This is a genomic window from Sphingobacterium sp. UBA6317 (assembly GCF_002440385.1).
Taxonomy (GTDB): domain Bacteria; phylum Bacteroidota; class Bacteroidia; order Sphingobacteriales; family Sphingobacteriaceae; genus Sphingobacterium; species Sphingobacterium multivorum.
This window is the reverse complement of record NZ_DJTD01000041.1, coordinates 154,562-177,535: the sequence shown is the minus strand read 5'-3', so window position 1 is coordinate 177,535 and position 22,974 is coordinate 154,562. Positions and strand designations below refer to the sequence as shown.

The following is a 22,974-nucleotide window of genomic DNA, read 5'->3' as shown; positions in this document are numbered from 1 at the left end:
TAGCTGGATAAAACTTGTTTATCAATTTTAACAAATGATTTGCTAAAATAAAGCTTTATCCTTAGTTTAGTTTTTGCAATCGGATAAATAGCTTGATGCTCAGGGGCTATATTTTAATAGTATAAACCAAATGAATATGAAACCAGTGCTTATTTCTATCTTGATTCTATTCCTATTCAGAAATGCAACTGCACAGATCTCGTTGAATTATTGTAATGATCGTATACAAACTGGAGCAGAACAAACCGAGCGTTACCTTCCTTATTTAATGAATAAACGCATTGCGATATTGGGCAATCCATCTACGGTTATTAAAGGGCGGCACCTTGTTGATAGTCTGCTTGCGCGCGGGGTTCAGATTGTGAGAATCTTTGGGCCTGAGCATGGATTTCGAGGGAATGCAAGTAATGGAACTGAAGTGGGGGATGAAGTCGATCCGACAACTAAAATTCCTATTGTCTCTTTATACGGGAATAAGAAAAAGCCAACAGCGAAGGATCTAAAAGATTTCGATCTGTTTATTTATGATGTGCAGGATATGGGGGTGAGGTTTTATACCAACATTAATACCCTTCGGGATATTATGGAAGCTTGCGCCGAAAATGATAAGGAGCTCTTGATCTTAGATAGGCCCAATCCCAATGCTTATCTAATTGACGGTCCTATTTTGGAGGAAGAATATAAGTCGGGTATTGGGCAATTCCCTGTTCCTATTGCGCATGGGATGACTACTGCTGAATTTGCCCAGATGATCAACGGAGAAGGTTGGATGAATACTAAAAAGAAGTGTAAATTGAAGATTATTCCTGTAGCAGATTATGATCATAGTATGCTTTATAAGCTGCCAGTCAATCCTTCGCCCAATTTAAATACGGAACAAAGCATACTCATATATCCAAGTACCTGTCTTTTTGAAGGTGTAAAAGTAAATCATGGTAGAGGCACCGATTATCCCTTTGTTGTGATCGGTAGCCCAATCTATAAGGGTACATATGATTTCTCATTTGTCCCCGTCAGTAAAAAAGGGATGAGTGAATCGCCTCTCTTTATGAATGAAGAATGTTATGGAATAGACCTGCGTAAATATGATCTGCAGCAGCTTGTCGATAGCAAAAAAATAAACCTATCCTGGATGATAGCGCTTTATCGGAATTCTCCGGAAAAAGATAAGTTTTTTGATCAATCATTTTCGAAACAGATTGGCAGTATCGAAAAGCTCGTCGGCGTAGGTTTATTTCGGAAGCAAATTGAAGCCGGTGTTTCGGAAGAAGAAATCCGAAAAAGCTGGGAGCCGGGCCTAAGTAATTATAGAAAAACTAGGGAAAAATACCTTTTCTATCAATAATATAACCTGAATAGAAGTACAGCGATGTTTGGACTAAAATATGATTGGCGCCCAATTATTATCCTATTTATTGCAGTGGGATGTTTTTGTCAATTACGGGCGCAGCATCTGGCTAGAGACCTAGATCGCCAAAATTATACAGCACAATCCAATATTAGGTTAAATCCCGCGTTGAAATGGAAATTCAAAACAGAGGGAAGGCTGTTTTCTTCGCCCGTCGTTTGGAAGGATATCGTTTTTGTCGGGTCTTGCGACAGTAATCTTTACGCATTGAATAAAACGAGCGGTAATATACTTTGGAAGTATAAAACTACCGGCGAAATTCGGTCGACGGTTGCTCTTGATGGCGGAAAAGTGTATTTTTTAAGCACTGATGGCTACTTGTATGCCCTGGATGCCCAAACAGGTCGAAAATTATGGCAGTTTTCAACCGATGGTGAAAAGAGTTATGATATATGGGACTATTTCCTCTCATCTCCTGCGGTTGCAGATGGTGTAGTTTATTTTGGATCTGGGGATCATCATGTCTATGCCGTAGATGCTAAATCGGGAAAACTTGTTTGGAAATTCCTGACTGGGGGCATTGTGCATGCAGCCCCAACGCTGACACAAGAACGTGTTTTCATTGGTAGTTTTGATGGTTATTTTTATTGTTTGAAAAAAGATGGTACCCTACATTGGAAGTTTAAAACGGTTGGTGAACGTTATTTTCCAAAAGGCGAGATTCAGTTCCATGCAGCAGTCGCCGACAGTACAGTCTATTTTGGTGCTCGTGACTTTAATGTATATGCGCTTAATGCCGCGAATGGAAGTGGCTTTTGGGTATATCATCAACCAGGGAGCTGGACGAGTGTTCCTAGTATTTTTGACGATAAGCTTGTCGTAACCATGTCGGATTCCTATAGTATACTTGTTTTAAATAGAATGGACGGCGTGAAAATAGTTGAACCTAAAGTGCCTTTAAATACATTTAGCAGTGCCACTATCGTAAGTAATGAGGCCTTTTTTGGAACGCTGGATGGTGTAATTTATAGATTGGATATAAAAAACGGAGGGGTTGTGCCTATTTTTCAAACGGAGTCAAGTAAAAAGAATAGGCAATTGTTTATAAATGATGAAAATGTGCTGCGAGCCGATCTGCAACAAAAATATGAGGATGATATTACAAGACTGTTTGCAGACTACCTGCAGATGGGAAGTATCTTTTCAACAATATGGATCGATGAAAATCGGCTTTATTTTAGCTCCGCAGATGGTGCCATCTATGCATTGGAATAGTAAGTACGCGCTATTTACGAATCGTAGCAGAGTTTACTTTCTCAAAATTTTTTCCATGGGTTTCCCTTTGGCCAGTTCATCAATTAATTTATCGAGATAGCGAACTTTCTGAACCAGCGGATCTTCAATATCTTCAATGCGATAGCCACAGATTACACCCGTGATCTTCGAAACATTCGGGTTTAAACTTGGTGCTTGTTTAAAGAAATGTTCAAAGTCAGTTTTATTTTCAACTACTTGCTGTAGCGATATGGGACTATAGCCGGTAAGCCAGAAAATGATTTCGTCAACCTCTTCTTTTGTACGTCCTTTTCTTTCGGCTTTTTGTATATAAAGCGGGTATACACCAGCAAATGACATGCGATATATTCTTGTATTATCCATTTTTACACGTTGATTTTATTAAAGGTATTCATTTTGAATCAAAATAAAAACAAAAGATAGGTGGCTAAATTAAGCAAAATCGCCGCTAATTTGTACTACGCAACTATGAAATTTACTTAGCAATTTCTTTAATAATAATATAAATTATAATTCTATCTTTATGTGATACAAAATTATTGAGAGATTATATATGGATTTGAGGTATATTCGAAATAACATACATATTAAAGAAGAGGATCAACAACATATCAAAGACTTTCCGGTGTTAATAGGAGGTTGTGGAATAGGAAGTTACATTGCCGAGTGCTTATTGCGTATGGGTTTCGAAAATTTGACAATTGCCGATGGAGATGTTGTCGAATTGACAAATTTAAACAGACAAAATTATACAAACAAGGATATTGGTATTAAGAAAGTATTTGCTTTGCAGGAACGTTTGCATTCAATTAACCCGCAAGCCAAAATAACAGTGTTTTCTGAATTTATTAACCAAGATAATTTATATAATATCGATATTAATCATAAGGTTGCCATTAATGCGTTGGATTTTTCTTCTGATATTCCTTTTGTCTTTGACCAGTATATGGCAAAACGAAATATACCGGTAGTACATCCTTATAATTTGGGCTGGGCAGGATTTTTAACGGTTCTTCCTCCTGAAGGCCTTAATCTTCATTCATTGGAAAAGGCCCACAAGACATTTGAATTAAATGTCGGTAAATTTATTGTTGACAGTTTAAAAACAAAAGGAATGGAAACGAAATGGTTTGAGGAATTTTTGGCAGAATATGGTAAAATCGCGCTGACGTCTTCTCCTCCGCAATTATCATTAGGTTTGTATTTATTATCGGGTATGGTTAGTCATATTGTATTTAATTTAGCGACATCTAAACCTGTAAAATTCTTTCCAGATTCCTATTATTTATCAATGATTGGTTGAACTTAATATAGTTGAAAAAAACATCCGTTTCATTACACTTTTGTGTAGTAAATTTGTCTCTGTGGGAATTTAAACGAAAAGTCTTTATTTTTATAATTGCATATCGAATAACATTTGCATGAACTGGACGCCTGAAAACCATTATTTTACCAAGCTTAATAAAAACGAACTTCCTGAACTTATTCATTTTTATTTAGTAACGACTCAGCAGCATTACAAACTGGATAGTTATTCCGAAGAGGAATATGCGTTTGACTTTGAGTCATTGATAGGAGAGGATCAGATTTTTTTTGATCGTTCCATTTATTATGTGCTTCGAAGTAAGCTTGATAACTGTATTCAGGCATCCATTAGAATTACATTTTGGGATAAGGAAACGAGTTTGCCGATTCAAAAATTATTTGATATCGAGACAGAAAGTTTGTTAATTCCAGATGTAAAGAATTTTTGGCACATTGGACGTTTCGTAATTTCTGGAAAGATAATAGGTAATCGCATTAATATTCTGAAAAAGATGCTTTTTGACGCATTCTATGGTCCGTACAGCCTTGGTAGTGGATTGGTTATAGCTGAATGTGATCGAAAAGTGGTCAATACGCTTCGAAAATTGGAGATAGAATCTTTTCAACTTGGTGATCCAATCATCTACCTCTATTCTGAGACATTACCGATCTATATTAAATCGGAATGGCTGGAGACTTTTATTGAAAAAAATAAATATTCCCAGTTTAGTATAGGAAATCATGCCGATATTCAAAAATTTGTTGAGATGTCAAAACTAATGCTATTATGTTCAAAAAATAATGAATAAGATTAAAAAAGAGATAGTTCAATGGCTAATGCTGTAGCCTCTGTAATACTTTTGACTTTCAGTTTTGAAAATATCTGTTTTTTATGAAATTTTACCGTATCAATCGATACATAAAGTCGATCTGCTATTTGATCCATAGTAAGACCCTGTGCGGAAAAAAGAAGAATGTCCTTTTCACGGGGTTTCAATTTAATTCGCGGAGTTTCTACCCAAATATCTTTATCCAAGTCATATTCAAACTGTTTTCCATCCTCATCAGATTTAAATCTAATGTTTCCTGAGTTAGCATGTGAGGACATGGAAACTAAGCATAGGGCGATCCAGGGGTTAGAAAATTTATCCAGGAGCAGAGGTTTTAGTTTATGGTTTACTAACAGTGGCTTATTTCCCGGTTGTTTTAAATGAAAATCATAAGATATGGAGTATTTTAAGCGATCTTCGGCATCTAAATTTCCAAAAAAGTCAAAACCAACGTCATTGATCTTTTTTAATAAATGTAAATCACTCTCAGGTACATTATTAACATAGTGATAATACCCTTCTCGCATGACTTCCCCAGGCGTGCTTCCACACAGAAAGATTGGATTATCAGACACAAATAGAAAGCTTTTCTTTGAATAGTCAATTAAATATATACTCTGATAGGTTAATCTGCTTAAGGACTTGGCAAAATTTATAAAGGCTTCGACAATCTCATAATCATCTTTGCTAAAGTCGTCTTTAACTTGTACCGGCTTGAAAAAATCTTCAATCTTAATTTTCATAGTGTAAAATACAAAGATGATCCGCAATCGCTTTTGAATACCACGTAAAATCGATGTTGTCCTGGCGTGCAAGTTACAAAAATAAGGACGTAATCTCAATTTATACGCTAATAATAGACTTTTTTTACCTTCCTATCCTTACCTCGTAATCATTGTCAACGTTTATAGTTGAACTTGTTCAAACATTGCATCTCTATCCAGCAATGAAATAAGTTTCTACACAAATGGGTAGAATATCGTTTATTATGATAATACAAAAGATAATACTCTTATCTTTAAGGTTTCAAAGCAAATAATTGTATAAATATAACTTATTAGATCCAAATAGCCAATAGTAATTATTGCTTTACTTGAGTTTTGACAAAGTTTTAATCCTAAAATAATGGACTCTAGGCAAATATTGCAATGAGAAAACTTCTATTAAGTTTTTTTATCATAAATAATCTGTAGAAACACTTTTCTAAGTAAAGGCAATTTTTCCCCGAAAACTGGAAAATGCGGTGGATATTGCGCAAACTACAAATTGATATAACTTTCCTCTCTAAGAATCAAAACCTTTCATTTTCGCTAACTTGTGTCAATAAATTCATTTTGTTTCTTTCTTTTTATATGTATATACATTTTGCTGTTTTTCATTTGATATTTGTTTTTTTTGTAGTAATATTGTGCATAAAGTTTTGCTTTTAAACGTTTTTGTAAGTTATTAATGTATGTACAATGTAATGTGTTTTGTGAATTGTTTTGTGCAGTTTATGAGGAAAGCAACTGATGTAATTAAAAATTATAAAATCTGATACTTATGAAATTACGTTTCTCACTTTCTTTTGTCGCCGGTCTGTTGTTCATGTGTGCTCAGTCTGTTGTTGGCCAGGAGCACACAATATGGCAATTGGGAAATTCAGACGGTTCAAGCAGCGAATTTGCCTTGTCCCCGAATGGATATAAGAAATTTTTGGAACATGATTTCGGTTATGAAGACAATGCGTTTATTATCGGCCAATCTTCTTTAACAAGGGATTTACCCTATGTATTGCCCGGTCCGGCCAATGAATGGGGCGGGACTGGAGGAACCTCTGGTCTGAGAACACATTTTTTGAATTTATACTATGTGTTAAACAATAGTATAAAAAATGGTCAGTGTACACTTCAGGTTAAATTGGCCAATAGTGACCCTAAAAATAAACCTACACTACAGATCGTAATCAATGGCAAGCCCTATAATTTTGAGGTGGAGGGGGGAGCAGGAAATGGTGAGCCGTTAGAGAATCCTTTAAAATCTGGAAATTCTACGATAAATATACCATTACCAGCTGATCTCATTAAGAAAGGCGGAAATCAGATTACAATGACTGTCATAAAGGGAGGATGGGTAGAATTTGATTCCTTTAAACTGCTGGGGCCACAGCAAGTAAAGCTAATAGCCAATCGTTCTGTAATTGTTAAAAATGTACAGCAAGCTGAATTTGAGATCTTAAATGCAGGGAAACCCGTCCAAAATATGCTGGTTGATCTCTTGAAATTGAAAGATGATGAACAATTGAAAGTAGTCTTAGATGGAAAGAAAATTTATGAGAAAACACTTGAAAAAGGTGCAGCGAAATTGGAAATACCAATGCCTTATGTCGCTAAGGATATATGGAGTAAGTATGAAATTTATAGTAATGGGCAATTAATACAGTCTTCAACAATCAAGCGGGGCCCAAAAAGACTAGGTGGAGTTTCAGATTATGTGAACACGATGATGGGGGCAGCACATTCCAGATGGATGATAGCCCCGGGACCATGGATGCCTTTTGGCATGGTAAAGATAAGTCCAGATAACCAAAATATTGGCTGGCAGGCAGGTTATGAACCTTCTATCGAATCTATTGGTACTTTTAGCCATATCCATGAATGGACAATGGCTGGATTGGGTACATTTCCGACAGCAGGTCAATTGAAGACTCGGGTCGGAGATCAGTACAGTAAAAATTCAGGATATCGATCAGCGATAGATAAAACCAGTGAAAAGGCACCATTGGGATATTATGCTGTTCATCTGCTTGATCACGATATCGATGTGAAATTGACGGCTGGTACACGTTCCAGTTTTCAACAATATACCTACCATAAGTCGGACACAGGACGTATTATGATTGATCTTAAGGTTAACGGAGAATATGATTATAAAATTAAAGTCTTCTCGCTAAAAAAGGTTTCTGACTATAAGGTCGTAGGATATAGTAATCAATTATCTGAAAACGTTTGGTCCACGGATGCAAAACAGGATTATGTCGTATACTTTGTGATGGAGTTTGACAAACCTATCATAAACTATGGCACATGGCATAACGATCGGTTGACTGAACGGGCTGATTTGGTTGCTGATAGCGCTCAATTTGCGGGAATGTACGTGGAATTTGATGTGCATAAAGATAAGGCTGTACAACTGCGCACAGGGATTTCTTATGTGAGCTTAGCCAATGCGGAGGAGAATCTAAAAACGGAACTGTCGGAGCCATTCGGATGGTCGATTGATCGGGTCGTGGAAAACCAACATAAAGTTTGGGATGAACTTTTAAGTAGATTGGCGATAAAGTCTTCAGACTATTTTGAAAAAGAGAAATTCTATACAAATATGTATCGCACTTTGGCAAGCCGAAACACATTTAGTGATGTGAATGGTCAATGGAGATCTTCGGATGAAGTGATACGAACTTTAGCCCATAAAGGGGATCTCGCTTTAGGCTGTGATGCTTTCTGGAATACCTTTTGGAATTTAAATCAGTTTTGGAACTTGGTTACGCCGGAATGGTCCAATAAATGGGTCAGATCGCAACTTGCGATGTATGACGCAAATGGCTGGTTGGCGAAAGGACCGGCTGGAATGGAGTATATTCCCGTCATGGTTGCAGAACATGAAATACCGTTAATTGTTGGGGCATACCAGATGGGGATTAGAGACTACGATACTGAAAAGGCATTTGAAGCTGTTAAAAAAATGCAGACAACAAGTCCATTGAAATTTGAAGGTGGTTTTGCAGGTAATCGTGATTTGGATGTCTATTTAAAATATAAGTACGTTCCTTATGATTTGGGCCGGTTTTCCAATTCAATGGAATATAGTTTTGACGACTGGACAGTTGGGCAGTTCGCAAAATCGTTAGGAAAGGAGCAGGAGTACAACTATTTCAATGATCGCGGAAAATGGTGGAGAAACGCGATAGATGTCAGTAGTGGCTATGCCCGGATGAAGGATTCAAAAGGAGAATGGTATAAAGATTTTGATCCTTTTAAATCGGGAGCTAACCATCATTATGTAGAAGGAAATGCATGGCAACTGACCTTTTTTGTGCCACAGGATATTCCTGGGTTAGCTAAAATGATCGGACAGGATGTGTTTTTAAAACGATTGGAATGGGGATTTCCGGAAAGTGAGAAATGGCGCTACAATGGTCCCAATGATCAATATTGGGATTATCCTGTTGTTCAGGGAAATCAGCAATCGATGCATTTTGCCTATATTTTTAATTGGTTGAATAAGCCTTGGTTGACGCAAAAATGGAGTCGCTCCATAGGTGAACGCTATTATGGCCAAGGGGTTTCAAATGCTTATTTGGGAGATGAAGACCAAGGGCAAATGAGTGCTTGGTATATTATGAATGCTATTGGTTTATTTCAGATAGATGGCGGGACAAGAGTCAAGCCAATTTATGAAATTGGAAGCCCTCTCTTTGAGGAAGTGAAGATTAAATTGGGCGGTAAATACGGTAGAGGTGAACAATTTATTATCATAGCGAAAAATGCAAATAAGAAAAATATGTATATACAACGTGCTACATTAAATGGAAAACCGCTTAATACGTTTTATTTTGATGCTTCGGAACTTCTGAAAGGAGGTGAGCTTGTTTTAGAAATGGGCGCTACACCGAATAAGCAATGGGGACTGTATCAATAAAATATATTTATTGCTGGACCAAACCTGATGCGCATTGAATGATAACAACGATTTGTTAAAATTTGGTTAAACCATTCGGCCTAACATAAGAAACTCGTTTTTGATGACGTTATATCAGTAGTTTCATAATTTAGGTTAATAATTGGTTAGTTAGTAAAAGCCTGAAGTTCCCCACTTCAGGCTTTTGTTGTTATTGACCATCATAAATCTCTTTGCTTAATATGTATAGTTTTGCTAAATCCTATTAACAAACGTAAAATCATCGATATAACGACAAGTACGATTTGTAAATCTTTGCGATTATCTGTAGTATTGTAGGTACACGCTAAAATGCGCGGCCTATGGTGTTTGCTTGAATGAAAGCAATTAACAATGTCGTCTATCAAGATTATATGATCAAATCTATTCGTTTTTTACTTTTAGGATTATTTCTTTGGGAGAACGTTTCTGCCCAAAAGCTTCCTACAGACTATGTCAACCCGTTTATTGGTACCAGTAATTATGGAACAACTAATCCGGGTGCTCAGGTTCCCAACGGCTTGATGAATGTTTCTCCGTTTAATGTAATGGGATCATCACTTAATGCATTTGATAAGGATGCAAGATGGTGGTCTACTCCCTATGAACATAGCAATAGTTATTTTACAGGTTTTTCTCATGTTAATTTAAGTGGGGTAGGATGTCCAGATATGGGAAGTCTGTTGTTGATGCCAACTTCGGGGAAATTGGAGGTTGATTATCATCAATATGGGAGTACCTATACACAAGAGGTTGCCCATCCGGGATATTATAGCAATATATTAAAGAAATACGGTATCAAGACAGAAGTTTCAGCGACAACCCGTGTAGGTGTGTCGAAATTTACTTTTCCAAAAGGACAGGCAAATATCCTACTTAATCTAGGCGAAGGGTTAACAAATGAAACGGGAGCAACAGTTCGTTATGTAAGTGACACCGAAATAGAAGGATCTAAATTGTTGGGCTCTTTCTGTTACACGAACAATCAGGCTGTTTATCCCATCTTCTTTGTTATGCGTGTCAATAAAAAACCGTCAAAAAGAGGATATTGGAAATTCCAGCGTGCCGGAGAAAAATGGGAAAACGATTGGAATAAAGATGCCGGAAAATATAAAATTTTTACGGACTATACCGATCAGCTTTCAGGCGATGATCTTGGTGCGTATTTTAGTTTTGACGTCAAAGAAAATGAAAGCTTAGAAGTACAGCTGGCCGTATCATTTGTGAGTGTTGAAAATGCGCGTAAAAATCTAGACGCTGAGCAAGCAGACTTTAGCTTTGAAAAAACGCAAAAGCACGCAGCTTCACTTTGGAATAATGCATTGTCAAAGATACAGGTCGAAGGTGGTACAGAGGACCAAAAAACAGTGTTCTATACGGCATTATATCATGCTATGATTCATCCAAATATCTTGCAGGATGTAAATGGAGAATATCCGGCAATGGAAACCCGGAAGACGCTCGTTGCAGATCACAATCGTTACACCGTGTTTTCGCTATGGGATACGTACCGAAATGTTCAGCCTCTAATGTCACTGGTTTATCCTGATAAGCAGGTGGGTATGATACGTTCCATGATCGATATTTATAAGGAAAGCGGTTGGATGCCCAAATGGGAGTTGTATAGTCGAGAAAGCTATACCATGGATGGCGATCCGGCAGTTCCAGTGATCGTTGATGCATGGATGAAAGGCATTCGGGATTTTGACGTTAATACAGCTTACAAAGCGTTTCTGAAATCGGCTACGACTACGGATTCGACAAATAAAATTAGACCAGACAATGCGGACTATGTGAAGTATGGGTATGTTCCACTGCGCGATTCATTCGATAATTCGGTATCTCATGCCATTGAATATTATGTTGCCGATTGGAACCTAGCCCAACTGGCCGCCTCATTGGGGAAAACTAAAGATGCTCAGCTTTTTGCTAAGCGAGCACAGGGGTATAAACACTATTATTCTTCGGAGTATGGGACTTTCAGGCCTATTCTTCCTAACGGCGAGTTTTTAAGTCCATTTAGCCCATTGATGGGCGCCAATTTTGAACCAAATCATGGTTTCCATGAAGGTAACGCTTGGAACTATAGCTTTGCCATACCATTTGATATACCTGGTTTGGTGAAGTTGATGGGCGGAAAGCAAAAATTTGTGGATAGACTGCAGGCAACGTTTGATAAAGGGTATTTTGATGTTACCAACGAACCAGATATGCTGTATCCACATGTGTTTTCGGAAATCAAAGGAGAAGAATGGCGTACCCAAAAGCTGGTTAAGGAAATTTTAGAAAAACATTTTACGAATAGCCCTGGGGGTATACCGGGAAATGACGATACGGGAACAATGTCCACATGGGCTTTAATGAACATGATCGGCATCTATCCTTTTTGTCCAGGTAGACCAGATTATACTGTTGTAACACCTGTTTTCGACAAAGTGACCATTCAACTCGATAAAAAATATTATCCAAATGGCGACAAAGTGACAATAAGACGTCAAAAAGAGGGTGCCGGAGATTATATAAAAAAGATCTTTATCGATGGAAAACCATTCAATGGATTTAAAATCAACCATCAGACTTTGGTCAATAGCAAGGATATTCTAATCGTTACTGGAAATAGATAATTAGGCAAACTAAATTGAAAAACTGATCTACACGATGAAATATATTAATTACGCGGTCTGTGCAGGCCTTTTGTCCTTAATGGGTTGCGCTTCACTAAAAAACTCCGATGAGACTTCTTATGCTGGGTATGTAAATCCTTTTATCGGAACGGATTTTATGGGGAATACATATCCTGGAGCACAGTCACCTTTTGGAATGGTACAGCTTAGCCCAGATAATGGACTGCCTGGCTGGGACCGTATTTCCGGATACTTTTATCCTGACAGTACGATTGCTGGTTTTAGCCATACACATTTAAGTGGAACCGGAGCCGGCGACTTGTACGACATATCTTATATGCCGGTTACCTTACCTTATCATGAAGCCCCGGCTCCCTTAGGTATACATTCCAAATTTTCGCATAAAGACGAAAAGGCTCACGCCGGATACTATCAGGTAAAACTTACTGATTACGATATAAATGTAGAGCTGACAGCAACGGCACGCTGCGGTATTCAACGTTATACGTTTCCAAAAGCCGAGTCTGCAGTATTTTTAGACTTAAAGAAAGCAATGAATTGGGATGCTACAACAGATTCACACATCGAAGTGGTTGATTCTGTTACTATCCGTGGTTACCGTTTTTCGGAGGGCTGGGCAAGAGGCCAACGCGTTTATTTTGAAACTCGGTTTTCTAAGCCTTTTATGGCCGTTCATATCGATAGTTCAGCAATATTATCCAGTGCTGATACAACGGCAAAAAGTGCAAAACGTATTGGTACAGCATTCAAAGCACGTTTTGATTTCAAGACAGCAGCTGGAGAACAAGTGACTTTAAGTACGGCCCTTTCGGGAGTAAGTATGGAAGGCGCTTCAAAGAACTTAAAAGCAGAAGTTCCAAATGATGATTTTGATTATTATTTAAAAGAGGCCGAACAAAATTGGAACCATGAATTGGGGCGGGTAGCAATCGAGACCAAAGACAAAGAGGAACAGGTTAAATTCTATACAGCACTATACCATTCGATGTTGGCACCGACAATTTTCAGTGATGTTGATGGTGCTTACATGGGGGCGGACCGGAAGGTACATCAGGCTGAAGGTTGGACCAATTATAGCACGTTCTCACTTTGGGACACCTATAGAGCTTCGCATCCATTATTTACCTATATAGACCCTAGTCGAGTAAATGATATGATTAAGTCCTTCATTGCCTTTTATGAACAGCATGGCCGACTACCGGTATGGAATATTTATGGGAGTGAAACGGATATGATGATTGGCAATCATGCCATTCCTGTCATTGTAGATGCATATTTAAAAGGAATTGGTGATTTTGATGCAATAAAAGCGTTAGAAGCCTGTGTTGCCACAGCTAATATTGATAATTACCGGGGTATAGATCTTTATAAAAAATTAGGCTATGTGCCCTATGACGTAAAAGATGAATACAATGCCGAAAACTGGTCCTTATCACGAACACTTGAATATGCCTATGACGATCATTGTATCGCAATGATGGCCGATAAGATGGAAAGGAAAGATATTGCAGGAGCGTTTTTTGCGAGAGCTCAAAATTATAAAAATGTGTATAATCCGGCTACTTCATTTATGCAACCTCGAGATAGCCATGGTAAATTTATTACCCCGTTTTATGCGGAGGAATATAGTGCACATATCTGTGAAAGTAATGCATGGCAATATTTTTGGTCTGTACAACATGATATTCCTGGATTGATTAAACTTGTTGGTGGGCAAGAGCGCTTTGGACAGAAGCTAGATAGCATGTTTACATTTCATCCTTCCGACACCAGCAAGCTGCCAATTTTTAGTACAGGAATGATTGGGCAGTATGCACATGGTAACGAGCCGAGCCATCATGCACTCTATTTATTTAATGCGGTTGGACAGCCTTGGAAAACGCAGCAATATGCAGCCGAGGTAATGAACAAACTTTACTTGAATACACCTTCGGGATTAAGTGGAAATGATGACTGCGGGCAGATGTCGGCTTGGTATGTATTCAGCGCATTGGGATTTTATCCTGTAGATCCCATAAGTGGAAAATACGAAATCGGTACACCTTTATTTGAAAAAGCTGAATTGAAGTTGTCCAATGGAAAGAAATTTACCGTGAAAGCTAACCATGTCAGTAAAGCCAATATTTATATCCAAGCCATTACGATTGATGGTAAGCCTCTTGAAACAAGTTATATCACACACGAACAAATTATGTCCGGAGCGACATTGGTGTTAGAAATGGGCGAAAAACCGGGACCGATATGGTACAAAAATAAATAGGATCTATAAGTATATGGAGATTCATATGTGAAGCTCCCAAATAATTAAGAGAAGCCTCCAAATGAATATTAATCGATTTGGGGGCTTTTATTTTGTTGGCAGAATTAAGTTTTTGTAGAAATATGTCGTGCTACACAATGTTCCATTCGGGAAGAGCGCATAATTTGGGATATCGCCGACTTTCGTCCAGCCACATTTTTGATACATAATATAAGCCGGGCTATCGGTTACAGTATCTAGTACCAATAGTGTCTTATTTAGATCAATAGCTATATTTTCAATGTGTTGAAGTAAATTTTGTGCAATGCCCATTCTTCGAAAGTCAGTATGGACTAACATTTTGGCTACATCTGCACGATGTATTTGATTTGAGGGGAGGTCGATTTGGAGTTGAACGGTTCCTGCGATTCGATGCGTAGAAGCATCTTTTGCAATAATCAATATTGTTTTTTGCTGCTTGACCTTGTTCAGTACTTCAGTCCAAAATCTTTTTGCCTGCTCAACTGTTAGATCTTCCATAAAGCCTACAGAGGCACCTCCTTGGACAATATTAAAAGTCAGGTCTACTAATTCAGAAATTAAGGTAATGCTGGATTCGTTGACTTCTTCAACGACAAAATCTGTATTGGAAATAGGTGAGGAACTCATGTGTTTGATTGCGGATGAGATATAGAAAAGGAATTGATCGCTGTGTTATGTAAGAAAAGACATTCTGCTAATGATCGGCTTGGCTCTTCTGGTGAGAATTATAGTTAAAAATCGTTACTCGTTGCGGGTGAATGCATAATAGATGACGTATAACCAACCGAGTATCCCATGAATTAAAGCCCATAGTATGGATTTGTTGCGATCCCATGAGGTGACAACGGCAATGACAGAACCCAGCCCAATACCCGATTGGGTGATCGTCTGTGTCGTTGATTTACTTATCTCTTGGCCAAATACAATATCCGAGATGAAAAGAAAGAATATGAATAATGCGAGGTGTTTCATGATGGGTTTATTGAGCTCCTCTTATTTTGAGTTCTTCATTGATTTCTTTTATTCTTTTAAAATTAAGAATAACAATAGGAGATAAGGCGAAGGGAATCGCCATTAGTGCGCTGAATCCTTTGTTAATTGAAGTATAGATCCCCATGCCTAATAGAATAAAGAGCATGGTGGTGAGCATCCATGTAATTACCAGCGCATTTTTTTTGTTGGTTTGAAGCTCTTCGTCAGTCATTCCGTTTAAAGGTCTGTTATTCATATTTCGGTGGTTTATAGTCTCTAAGTTCCGTAATTTTTTTTAAGAAACAAAGAATTTTGCCTTAAATGATGTGTGATTCTTAAATAAATATAGCTTTTTTTTCTGATTTTTTAAAAAATGATTAATTAAATGGCTAATATAGTAGGTTTCGAAGGACCTTTTTTACAATAATGCAGTATAAGGTGATTTTTATGGATTCCCTGTTTAGAAGAGTAGGCTTTTCATCTCTCAAAGAAATAAATAGTTTGTGCAAAGTAAGGATAAGCGTATTGCTTTTTAGCGAGCAGGTTGTACGGAAAATAACGAATCTTAAAACAACGACCACGAATATTAAACGAGACGGATAGGCTGGTTTAAAAAACTGTTATTTGTAAAAAAAATTAAGAAATGAGAATGCTAGCTTTAATCTTTATGCTATTTACCATGTGTTCCTGTAGGGGTAATTTGGATTTGGGGTACAATGAGAAAATGGCTAAGCTCTTTCATAGCTGTCGAGAAAAAATGGATGAGAGCTATGGAAAATTGCTAGAAGGGGAATATGATGTCGATAAATCAGACTATTCCTATCACATGAAATTGAATGAGGCACGCGCTTTGAGTAGTTACATCAAAGGATTAAAATGCGAAGCCTCTCAACTGAAATACAGTAAAACTGCCGAAAGTTTTCACATCGCTTCAGTTGGTTACATGACAGAGATCGTTGATGGATATGGTATTTTATTAATTAAATATATTGATGAACAGAAAAAAGGGACTCGGAAAAGTCTGTTGCGGGAGATTACTGATGAAAAAGAGAAAATTGAAGCCTTAGCTGAGTCGTGTTTAGGACATCAAATAGCCTTCATGAATCAAGCTGGAATAAAAGTAGATAGTCAAACAGGAAAGTAGTTGAAATATATTTTAATTTTATAACCATGTTAATACGAAAAAATATGTGGTATTTGCTTATCATTTTACCTATGATGGCATTGTCCTGTAAGAGCAAAATAGCAGCGCATCAGTCAATACCCCCGTATTCATTAGCTGATACTGTGAAACCCGATTGGTATCGTGAATACTATGGTCGGGTTGTAATGATCGACAATGATTTTGTAACGCAGAAAGATGGCAATTATTTAGTAGATCTTCCTTTGCAGATCGTTCCGGATTCCACTTACGTTTTCTTTTTGAGTACTAAAATTCCAGTGGAGTTACTAAAAAAATCCAATGAATTCTATCCCGATCTTCAACATTTTGTACTGATTGTTCCCGATTGGAAGTTTTATGGTGAAGTCGCCGAAGAAGCTTCGAAAAATGGGATGTGTATAGAACCTGCGACAACCAATTTTTATTATTCCATAAAAAGAGAGGACGGTATGGTTAAAGTCGACAGTCTCCGGCTTTCTGGTCTTGATAACCCTAGATTAGATTTTGTTAAACCAATTTCAGCTAAAGGCATGCTTACAATTTATCGAAGAGACAGTTACGGATCGGTTTGTTGCCCGCGTGACCCGAAATGGGATAATGCAGACAAGGATGAGCTTTTCCTACGTGATTTTGAACACCGCAGTCACCTGAAAGTAACTAAAGGGCGGTATGTGCAGATGGAAGGTAAAGAAGGCGAAAAAAGTATCTATTATACCTTACCGGGATTATCTTCAGCACAGCGATTGGAATTTTTAGCAAATAAATATGCGCAATGGATTGCCAATAAGGATACGGGGACAAGGACGATTATACCACAGTTATTTGCACCACAAATTATACCGATGGTAACTGAGGGCTTTAACAAAATGAAAGAATTACCATAAAGTCAAAAATAGTGCGATTTGGTTCTTTCCGGAACAGCATGTTGTTTTTTTTGATGGAGATAAAGCTATTCTGTTAGCTTTATCTCGAACATTTTATCCCAGTTTTTACCGGTAACAAAGAAGGTGTTTGATCTTTTATTGTAAGCGATACCATTTAATACATCTAAATCCACATGCTGTGTTACATGCTCACGTAATTTGGATAGATCGACTAAAGCCTCCACTGTACCTGTTTTAGGGTCTATTCGTCCAATGACATCCTCCATAAAGAAATTTGCATAGATTTTCCCTTTTACCCATTCCATTTCATTGATTTGATCCACGATGGCCGTGTTCGTTGCTGCACGGATATAATCCACTTTTGAGAAATCATTTGGATTAAGTGTATAGATATAATCAGAACCATTCGACATGAATAAGTTTTTACCGTCAGAAGTTAAGCCCCAACCTTCCATTGGCTGAAAGTAAGGAAGTGTCTTAATAACAGAAAGACTGTTTATATCGTAGAGGTAGGCTAGATTGTTTTTATAGGTTAATTGATATAATTTTCCATTTAGGACGGTAGCACCTTCGCCAAAAATTGAATCATCCAATTCATTTTTTTTGATGGGCTGACCCGTTTTAGGATTAACAATACGGATACTCGATTTCCCCTTATTTCCACTTGGACCAACCCCATTCCCAGTACTTTCGATCAAATTATCACCGTAAAACTCCAGTCCTTGTGTGAAAGCTTTGGCATCATGTGGATAAATATTCACAATGCTATAACTTAGCAAAAGCGGAGGGTTAGAGGCGAATAGATCGATGTTGACCGAATTTTCTTCTCGCTTTCCATTACTAAATACGACAGCTTTAATAATTTGCTTACCAAATTTCTCCTGTTTTAATGAATAATTGAAGGGCTCATTTCCGACGACCTGGCCAATCTTTTTATCGTTTATAGCGTAAATAACAGAGTCTATTTTGGATGTGTTTTTGCTATACATCTTTAATATCAGATCCTCACCCCGCGTATAGTGCTGTTTAATATTGTCAAAGGTAAATGTCGGATTTTCATCAGCATGTTCGGACTGGGAACTTAAAGTTGTATTGGTATTGTTGCTTTTATTTCCGGTACAACTGCCCAAAATGGCGCCAATAATGAAACAAATGAGGTACGATTTTTTTTGCATTGATATAGTGTGCTTGATTAATTATCCACTAATAAACTAGAAAACAAGTTGCTTAAAAATAGCTGTTGCTGTACTACTTGTTTCTCAAACTTAGATAAATTGTTTTTTATATGCAATTCAATTGCAGACCAATACAAAGGATAATTCGTCTATGAAAGAAAAAATGAACCATTGCATGCTGCTCGATTGTTATAAGGGTATGGAAAAATCATATTTTACTGGAACGAGCGGTATCCTTTTACCTTACAAGAATAAAAGTTATTATCCTGAGGAGTTACAGGATAAAAGTCGATTGGCTGTATACAGTTTACTATTTAACTCATTGGAAGTAAACAGTTCTTTTTATAAAATTCCCAGAGAAGAAACAGTCAGAAGATGGTCCGAAGAGACGACCGATGATTTTCGTTTCACCTTTAAACTATGGAAGGGAATTACGCATCAAAAAGAACTTAAGTTTGATCCACAGGATGTCGCTAGATTTCTATCTGTTATTGACGCTATCGGCCAAAAGAAAGGGTGCTTGCTCATACAATTACCACCATCTTTTAAATTTGCTTCTATTGGAATGCTTGTTGAACTGCTGGATTGTATTGCCCAGGATAAGAGAAGTGAAAAATGGCAGGTATGTGTAGAATTTAGGGACCTTTCCTGGTATAGAGAAGAAACTTTCGAACTTTTAAAATCCTATGAAATGCATCTGGTTATTCATGATAAGGATATGCAAGGTATGCGTCTTCAATATGCGGATGCAAAGATAATCTATATGCGCTTTCATGGCCCAAATGGTGACTATAAGGGAAGCTATTCGGACAGCCTATTGTTGGAATACAGTACCTATATTAACGAATGGATTGCAGCGGGAAAAGAAGTCTATACTTATTTTAATAATACAATAGGAGCGGCACTTCCTAATCTAAAGACATTAGCCTCGTATATCACTGCGAACAAAATATTTCCTGCTTAAAAGGTGTCTTTTTTTAAAGTACACTGCCACGGATATATTCATTTCCCATATAGCCGTCCCAGCCTTCATGTTCACGCATAATCCGCTGATAAGCATTGGTCAATGCTTGAGTTTTCGTAAATAAGGGAATACCTCTCCGGATGCAGTCGTGATCAGCGTAAGTCCCAGCATTATTGTGCCATTGTAGCCAAGCAAGTAATTCTTGTCTTTTCATCAGCATTAATCTATCGAATAGTGTCTTATCTTTTAAGTTCATGAGCTGATAACGCCAATCTGTGCGATGCGATTCCATAGCTAGAATTTTTGGAAGCTGATGCGCTATGATCTGTTTAATAAAAGACTCCATAATCTGAAATTTTAGTTGTTAAAGATGAGTTGTGCGTGTGTATTCGAAAAGGCATTGTATCTTCTTTTCATGTGGATGCGCAGGATTTCTTTATGGATATACGCGACAGCCTTTAATTTGGAAAGCTGCTGCACGCCATTTTCAATACATTTACGATCGGTATAGTTTCCTTTTGGATCATGCCATTGTAGCCAATCAAGGAGTATTTCTCTTTCTAGATTCTCGAGTCTCTGATGTAAGCCGATTAATTCACTTTCCCGGAGTTGTTCTCGCCAGTCAGACCAGATCGGACCTGACACCATCCCTCGCTTCTCTTTGAATTTATTTTCCATATTTTACGTCGAATTTGAAGATCTAAAATTTGTTAGATGACTAGCTTACTGATAATAGCATTGCCAAGTTTACTTTTCATAAATAACTCAATTTGTTTCAGCAATTCTGGACTTACTTCGGGGACTCTTTCTAAATCTCGTATAAACCACTTCTGAATGACAGGTGTTTGTTTGGAACGTTGGTCAAATTTAACCACTTCAGCCCGTGATGATTTTCCAGCCGGATCGTAGTATGACCATAGTACAATGAAAATCGTATTTGGATCCTCATCGGGATGGGGGGTATGAAAGCGAACGATGTCACCTACGTGTAAATCCTTATTGTCATATGCTGCGCTGTGTTCCATAAAAGCATTGTCTAAAACTGATATTCAAATATACTAAAAATATTAGTATAAAAAAGTTTTTGCTAAAAATTTTATACTTCATCTAACAGGCTGTTGTTTTTTTATAGTTGGAGGCATGTCTTAGTGATTTGTGCTTTTACTTCGATTTTATTGTTTTTATGAATCTGAATTTCAGTTCCTTTTCTTGTGGGTAGAAAAGATGGACAAATATAAAGGGGAACTATTCGAAGGGAATTTTGTGAAGGCTGCGCATAGAATAATAGCTAGGTGAAAAGTAGATGTGTCAGCGCGAGTTTTATGCTTAAGAATTTCACTTGTTGTAACATTTTTTTCAAAATTTCGGTAATTTGACCTTAAAGACATAATATGGCAACTCTACCTTATCAGCTCCCTTATTCCATTGCGGGTCTTTAAAGAGCTGTGCACAAGAGAAATAGAGGTATCCATCTCCGCTGATACCCATAGAATCGGGCCATAGTATTCGGGAGTCCCTTACCAGGGTATTCACATTTCCCTCAGGATTTAAATATTTAATACTATAATCTATTGACGATGTGAGATAAATATTTCCATCAATGTCTGCTAGTAAGCCATGCGTGATTCCGACTTCTCCTTTGTCTTCCACTTTTGCCTCCAATTCTTGATCCGTCAGCCCTGCGTCGGCTAAAAATTCTGTTGCAATACAGTACAAATGGGTCTGATTGATGGCTTTGAAATATAAATATTTAAAGTCGTGACTCAATGCTATGCCATTCACGTTGGAAGAAAAAGGCTTTCCATTTTCACTACGCATTTCAATACCATTATAGCTTAATAATACATCAGGATCAGCCAGCGTAAAACGGCTTCCAGTTAAAGCCTTTCTAGTCAGTCCAGTTTTAAGGTCTAAAATAATGATGGCCGCTTGGCCGGGATCGGAGAGATAGGCTAAATTTCGCTTGTGATCAATACGCATATCATTTAGACCTGATTTGGTTTTATCAAGGTCGTCGAAACGATAAATATGTTCAATTTGATTTGTATTTGTATTGATTTTTAATAATTTAAACTGGCCTTGATTTGATTTTTCATCTTTGCCAAAAATTGATCCAGCAGCAGATGGTTTAGAATCCAATACCCAGAGATTGTCCTCGGTATCGACAAATATATCCTGAACATTTACAAAGTGGGAATTCTCTTTTCCTTCTAAATTCCATTCTTCATTTGGATAAGGAACAGGTTTTCCATTGATGATTTCAGTAAGTGCATACTGATAATTTTTAGCTTGTTTTGGGAAGGAAACAAATAATCGATTGTTGGAGCTAGCGCTAACACCGATCGGACGGTACGGGCCTAAAGCTGCTGCGACCTCCAATTTCGGGGCTGTAGTATCATTAACTTGTGCCAGCATAGTGAGAAAAAAGATGTGACAGAATAAAAAACTTAATATGAGCCGTGTTCGCATATTCTTGTTATAATTTAACCTTACTATATTACTTTGGACTGGTCCCATTAAGCAATAAACAGCGATTTTTTAGTTACGTAAAGAGACCGCGCTCTCATAGAAGAACCTTCTATTCTCAATTATTGTTTGTCCTTTTCTTCAAATAATACTTTTTTACACTGCTCAGCATATCGTGTGTTTCATGTCGATACGAATCCGCTTGGATTTAATTTTCTGAGCGACTAGAAAAGTTGGGATTGGTCTCGGTGATTAAAAGGAGGTGATTTACAAGCAGATTTCTTGCAAGAGCTTTTCAACCTCCTGGGCATGGGTGACTGTCATAAAATGTCCCGCACCCCTAATGATAAAGTTGGGCTTTACATTTTTGATGGGGATAATATGATCTCTACTACCATGTATATGAATTAAATTGTCCGGAACCGAATTGTTTTTCCATTGGAGAGTTTGATGTATTGCCCAGTTCATAAAGATGGGGTCTGTATCGTATAAAATCTGTTTTAGCAAGCGGGAATCTTCTTTGTTACGTATGCCAAAAAAGTAATCTGATAGAAAACAATGGAACTTTAGTAACGGACTAGGAACCAGTTTGTTGATTTTGAGTCTGCCTGCTAAGCGATACAGTTTGGGTAATTCATGCCGTCCTTTGGCTGAAGCAAGCAGGATAATTTGTTTTGTTTCGATAATCTTGGCAATTTCTATTGCAAGCATTCCTCCAAAGGAAAGCCCAACGAGGATGGGGTTCTTTGCAGTAATTTTAGTCGATATTCTTTTTGCATAAATAGACAGTGGTTCATTGGGGCTTGGTGTAATCCAATCTAGATAGGTTAGATCAAGCGAGCCAAAGTCTATTTTGCTGAATACACGTTGATCTACACCCAATCCGCTGATGACATATATTTTGGTTGCGGTGATTTTCATTTAATCAAGTGTCTGTATCCATTTGCG

21 protein-coding genes are annotated in these 22,974 nt (G+C 37.5%); 10 read left to right on the top strand and 11 right to left on the bottom strand.

What is annotated here, in order from left to right:
• Nucleotides 1-130: 130 nt before the first annotated feature.
• Entirely contained in the window at nt 131-1,345 is a 1,215-nt protein-coding gene (locus tag B3E92_RS13515; protein WP_286897210.1) for an exo-beta-N-acetylmuramidase NamZ family protein, read from the top strand.
• 24 nt (nt 1,346-1,369) lie between these two features.
• On the top strand, nt 1,370-2,623 hold the full coding sequence (locus tag B3E92_RS13510) for a PQQ-binding-like beta-propeller repeat protein (protein WP_070569336.1): 1,254 nt from the start codon (nt 1,370-1,372) through the stop codon (nt 2,621-2,623).
• A 33-nt stretch (nt 2,624-2,656) separates the two neighbouring features.
• Here the strand turns inward: B3E92_RS13510 and B3E92_RS13505 are convergent, their stop codons facing one another.
• Nucleotides 2,657-3,007, bottom strand: a complete 351-nt coding sequence (locus tag B3E92_RS13505) for a DUF2200 domain-containing protein (RefSeq protein WP_070569339.1) — start codon at nt 3,005-3,007, stop codon at nt 2,657-2,659.
• Nucleotides 3,008-3,197: 190 nt separating this feature from the next.
• Between B3E92_RS13505 and B3E92_RS13500 the strand changes: the two genes are divergently transcribed.
• Nucleotides 3,198-3,947, top strand: a complete 750-nt coding sequence (locus B3E92_RS13500; protein WP_070569344.1) for a ThiF family adenylyltransferase — start codon at nt 3,198-3,200, stop codon at nt 3,945-3,947.
• A 118-nt stretch (nt 3,948-4,065) separates the two neighbouring features.
• A complete protein-coding gene (locus tag B3E92_RS13495) occupies nt 4,066-4,758 on the top strand; it encodes a hypothetical protein (protein ID WP_070569347.1) in 693 nt (230 codons plus the stop codon).
• A gap of 2 nt (nt 4,759-4,760) precedes the next feature.
• Here the strand turns inward: B3E92_RS13495 and B3E92_RS13490 are convergent, their stop codons facing one another.
• Nucleotides 4,761-5,522, bottom strand: coding sequence for a response regulator transcription factor (locus B3E92_RS13490; protein ID WP_070569349.1), 762 nt, complete (start codon nt 5,520-5,522; stop codon nt 4,761-4,763).
• Between the two features lie 799 nt (nt 5,523-6,321).
• Between B3E92_RS13490 and B3E92_RS13485 the strand changes: the two genes are divergently transcribed.
• From B3E92_RS13485 to B3E92_RS13475, 3 genes are all read left to right on the top strand, one after another.
• Nucleotides 6,322-9,459, top strand: a complete 3,138-nt coding sequence (locus B3E92_RS13485; protein WP_115047891.1) for a GH92 family glycosyl hydrolase — start codon at nt 6,322-6,324, stop codon at nt 9,457-9,459.
• 356 nt (nt 9,460-9,815) lie between these two features.
• A complete protein-coding gene (locus tag B3E92_RS13480) occupies nt 9,816-12,101 on the top strand; it encodes a GH92 family glycosyl hydrolase (protein ID WP_201303499.1) in 2,286 nt (761 codons plus the stop codon).
• Between the two features lie 34 nt (nt 12,102-12,135).
• The gene (locus B3E92_RS13475; protein ID WP_286897208.1) at nt 12,136-14,382 is read left to right on the top strand and encodes a GH92 family glycosyl hydrolase; all 2,247 of its coding nucleotides are present in this window, start codon (nt 12,136-12,138) and stop codon (nt 14,380-14,382) included.
• A gap of 87 nt (nt 14,383-14,469) precedes the next feature.
• On the opposite strand, the gene B3E92_RS13470 is transcribed toward B3E92_RS13475, so the two are convergent.
• From B3E92_RS13470 to B3E92_RS13460, 3 genes are all read right to left on the bottom strand, one after another.
• Entirely contained in the window at nt 14,470-15,030 is a 561-nt protein-coding gene (locus B3E92_RS13470) for a GNAT family N-acetyltransferase (RefSeq protein WP_112374362.1), read from the bottom strand.
• Between the two features lie 114 nt (nt 15,031-15,144).
• Nucleotides 15,145-15,375 (bottom strand): hypothetical protein, encoded by a 231-nt coding sequence (locus B3E92_RS13465; RefSeq protein ID WP_197084131.1) that lies wholly within the window; start codon nt 15,373-15,375, stop codon nt 15,145-15,147.
• A gap of 7 nt (nt 15,376-15,382) precedes the next feature.
• Nucleotides 15,383-15,631 (bottom strand): hypothetical protein, encoded by a 249-nt coding sequence (locus B3E92_RS13460; protein WP_046675688.1) that lies wholly within the window; start codon nt 15,629-15,631, stop codon nt 15,383-15,385.
• A gap of 387 nt (nt 15,632-16,018) precedes the next feature.
• Here B3E92_RS13460 and B3E92_RS13455 point away from each other — a divergent pair, with 387 nt between their 5' ends.
• Together B3E92_RS13455 and B3E92_RS13450 are read left to right on the top strand one after the other, a co-directional pair.
• Nucleotides 16,019-16,519, top strand: coding sequence for a hypothetical protein (locus tag B3E92_RS13455; protein WP_070569355.1), 501 nt, complete (start codon nt 16,019-16,021; stop codon nt 16,517-16,519).
• A 26-nt stretch (nt 16,520-16,545) separates the two neighbouring features.
• Nucleotides 16,546-17,421 (top strand): hypothetical protein, encoded by an 876-nt coding sequence (locus tag B3E92_RS13450; protein WP_139145081.1) that lies wholly within the window; start codon nt 16,546-16,548, stop codon nt 17,419-17,421.
• A gap of 65 nt (nt 17,422-17,486) precedes the next feature.
• Here the strand turns inward: B3E92_RS13450 and B3E92_RS13445 are convergent, their stop codons facing one another.
• On the bottom strand, nt 17,487-18,596 hold the full coding sequence (locus B3E92_RS13445; RefSeq protein ID WP_070569358.1) for a glutaminyl-peptide cyclotransferase: 1,110 nt from the start codon (nt 18,594-18,596) through the stop codon (nt 17,487-17,489).
• Between the two features lie 199 nt (nt 18,597-18,795).
• Between B3E92_RS13445 and B3E92_RS13440 the strand changes: the two genes are divergently transcribed.
• Nucleotides 18,796-19,560 (top strand): DUF72 domain-containing protein, encoded by a 765-nt coding sequence (locus tag B3E92_RS13440; RefSeq protein WP_070569952.1) that lies wholly within the window; start codon nt 18,796-18,798, stop codon nt 19,558-19,560.
• 13 nt (nt 19,561-19,573) lie between these two features.
• Here B3E92_RS13440 and B3E92_RS13435 read toward each other — a convergent pair whose 3' ends face one another.
• The 5 genes from B3E92_RS13435 to B3E92_RS13415 all read right to left on the bottom strand — a co-directional run bounded on the left by B3E92_RS13435 (nt 19,574) and on the right by B3E92_RS13415 (nt 22,947).
• Entirely contained in the window at nt 19,574-19,906 is a 333-nt protein-coding gene (locus B3E92_RS13435) for a hypothetical protein (protein ID WP_286897207.1), read from the bottom strand.
• Nucleotides 19,907-19,917: 11 nt separating this feature from the next.
• Nucleotides 19,918-20,238: a hypothetical protein gene (locus B3E92_RS13430; RefSeq protein WP_070569365.1), complete on the bottom strand. Its 321-nt coding sequence runs from the start codon at nt 20,236-20,238 to the stop codon at nt 19,918-19,920.
• A 32-nt stretch (nt 20,239-20,270) separates the two neighbouring features.
• Nucleotides 20,271-20,585, bottom strand: coding sequence for a hypothetical protein (locus B3E92_RS13425; RefSeq protein WP_070569368.1), 315 nt, complete (start codon nt 20,583-20,585; stop codon nt 20,271-20,273).
• Between the two features lie 331 nt (nt 20,586-20,916).
• Nucleotides 20,917-21,975 (bottom strand): SMP-30/gluconolactonase/LRE family protein, encoded by a 1,059-nt coding sequence (locus tag B3E92_RS13420; protein WP_236560156.1) that lies wholly within the window; start codon nt 21,973-21,975, stop codon nt 20,917-20,919.
• A 318-nt stretch (nt 21,976-22,293) separates the two neighbouring features.
• Nucleotides 22,294-22,947 carry an alpha/beta fold hydrolase gene (locus B3E92_RS13415; RefSeq protein ID WP_286768295.1) on the bottom strand — a complete coding sequence of 218 codons (654 nt, stop codon included), beginning with the start codon at nt 22,945-22,947 and terminating at the stop codon, nt 22,294-22,296.
• Nucleotides 22,948-22,974: the final 27 nt, after the last annotated feature.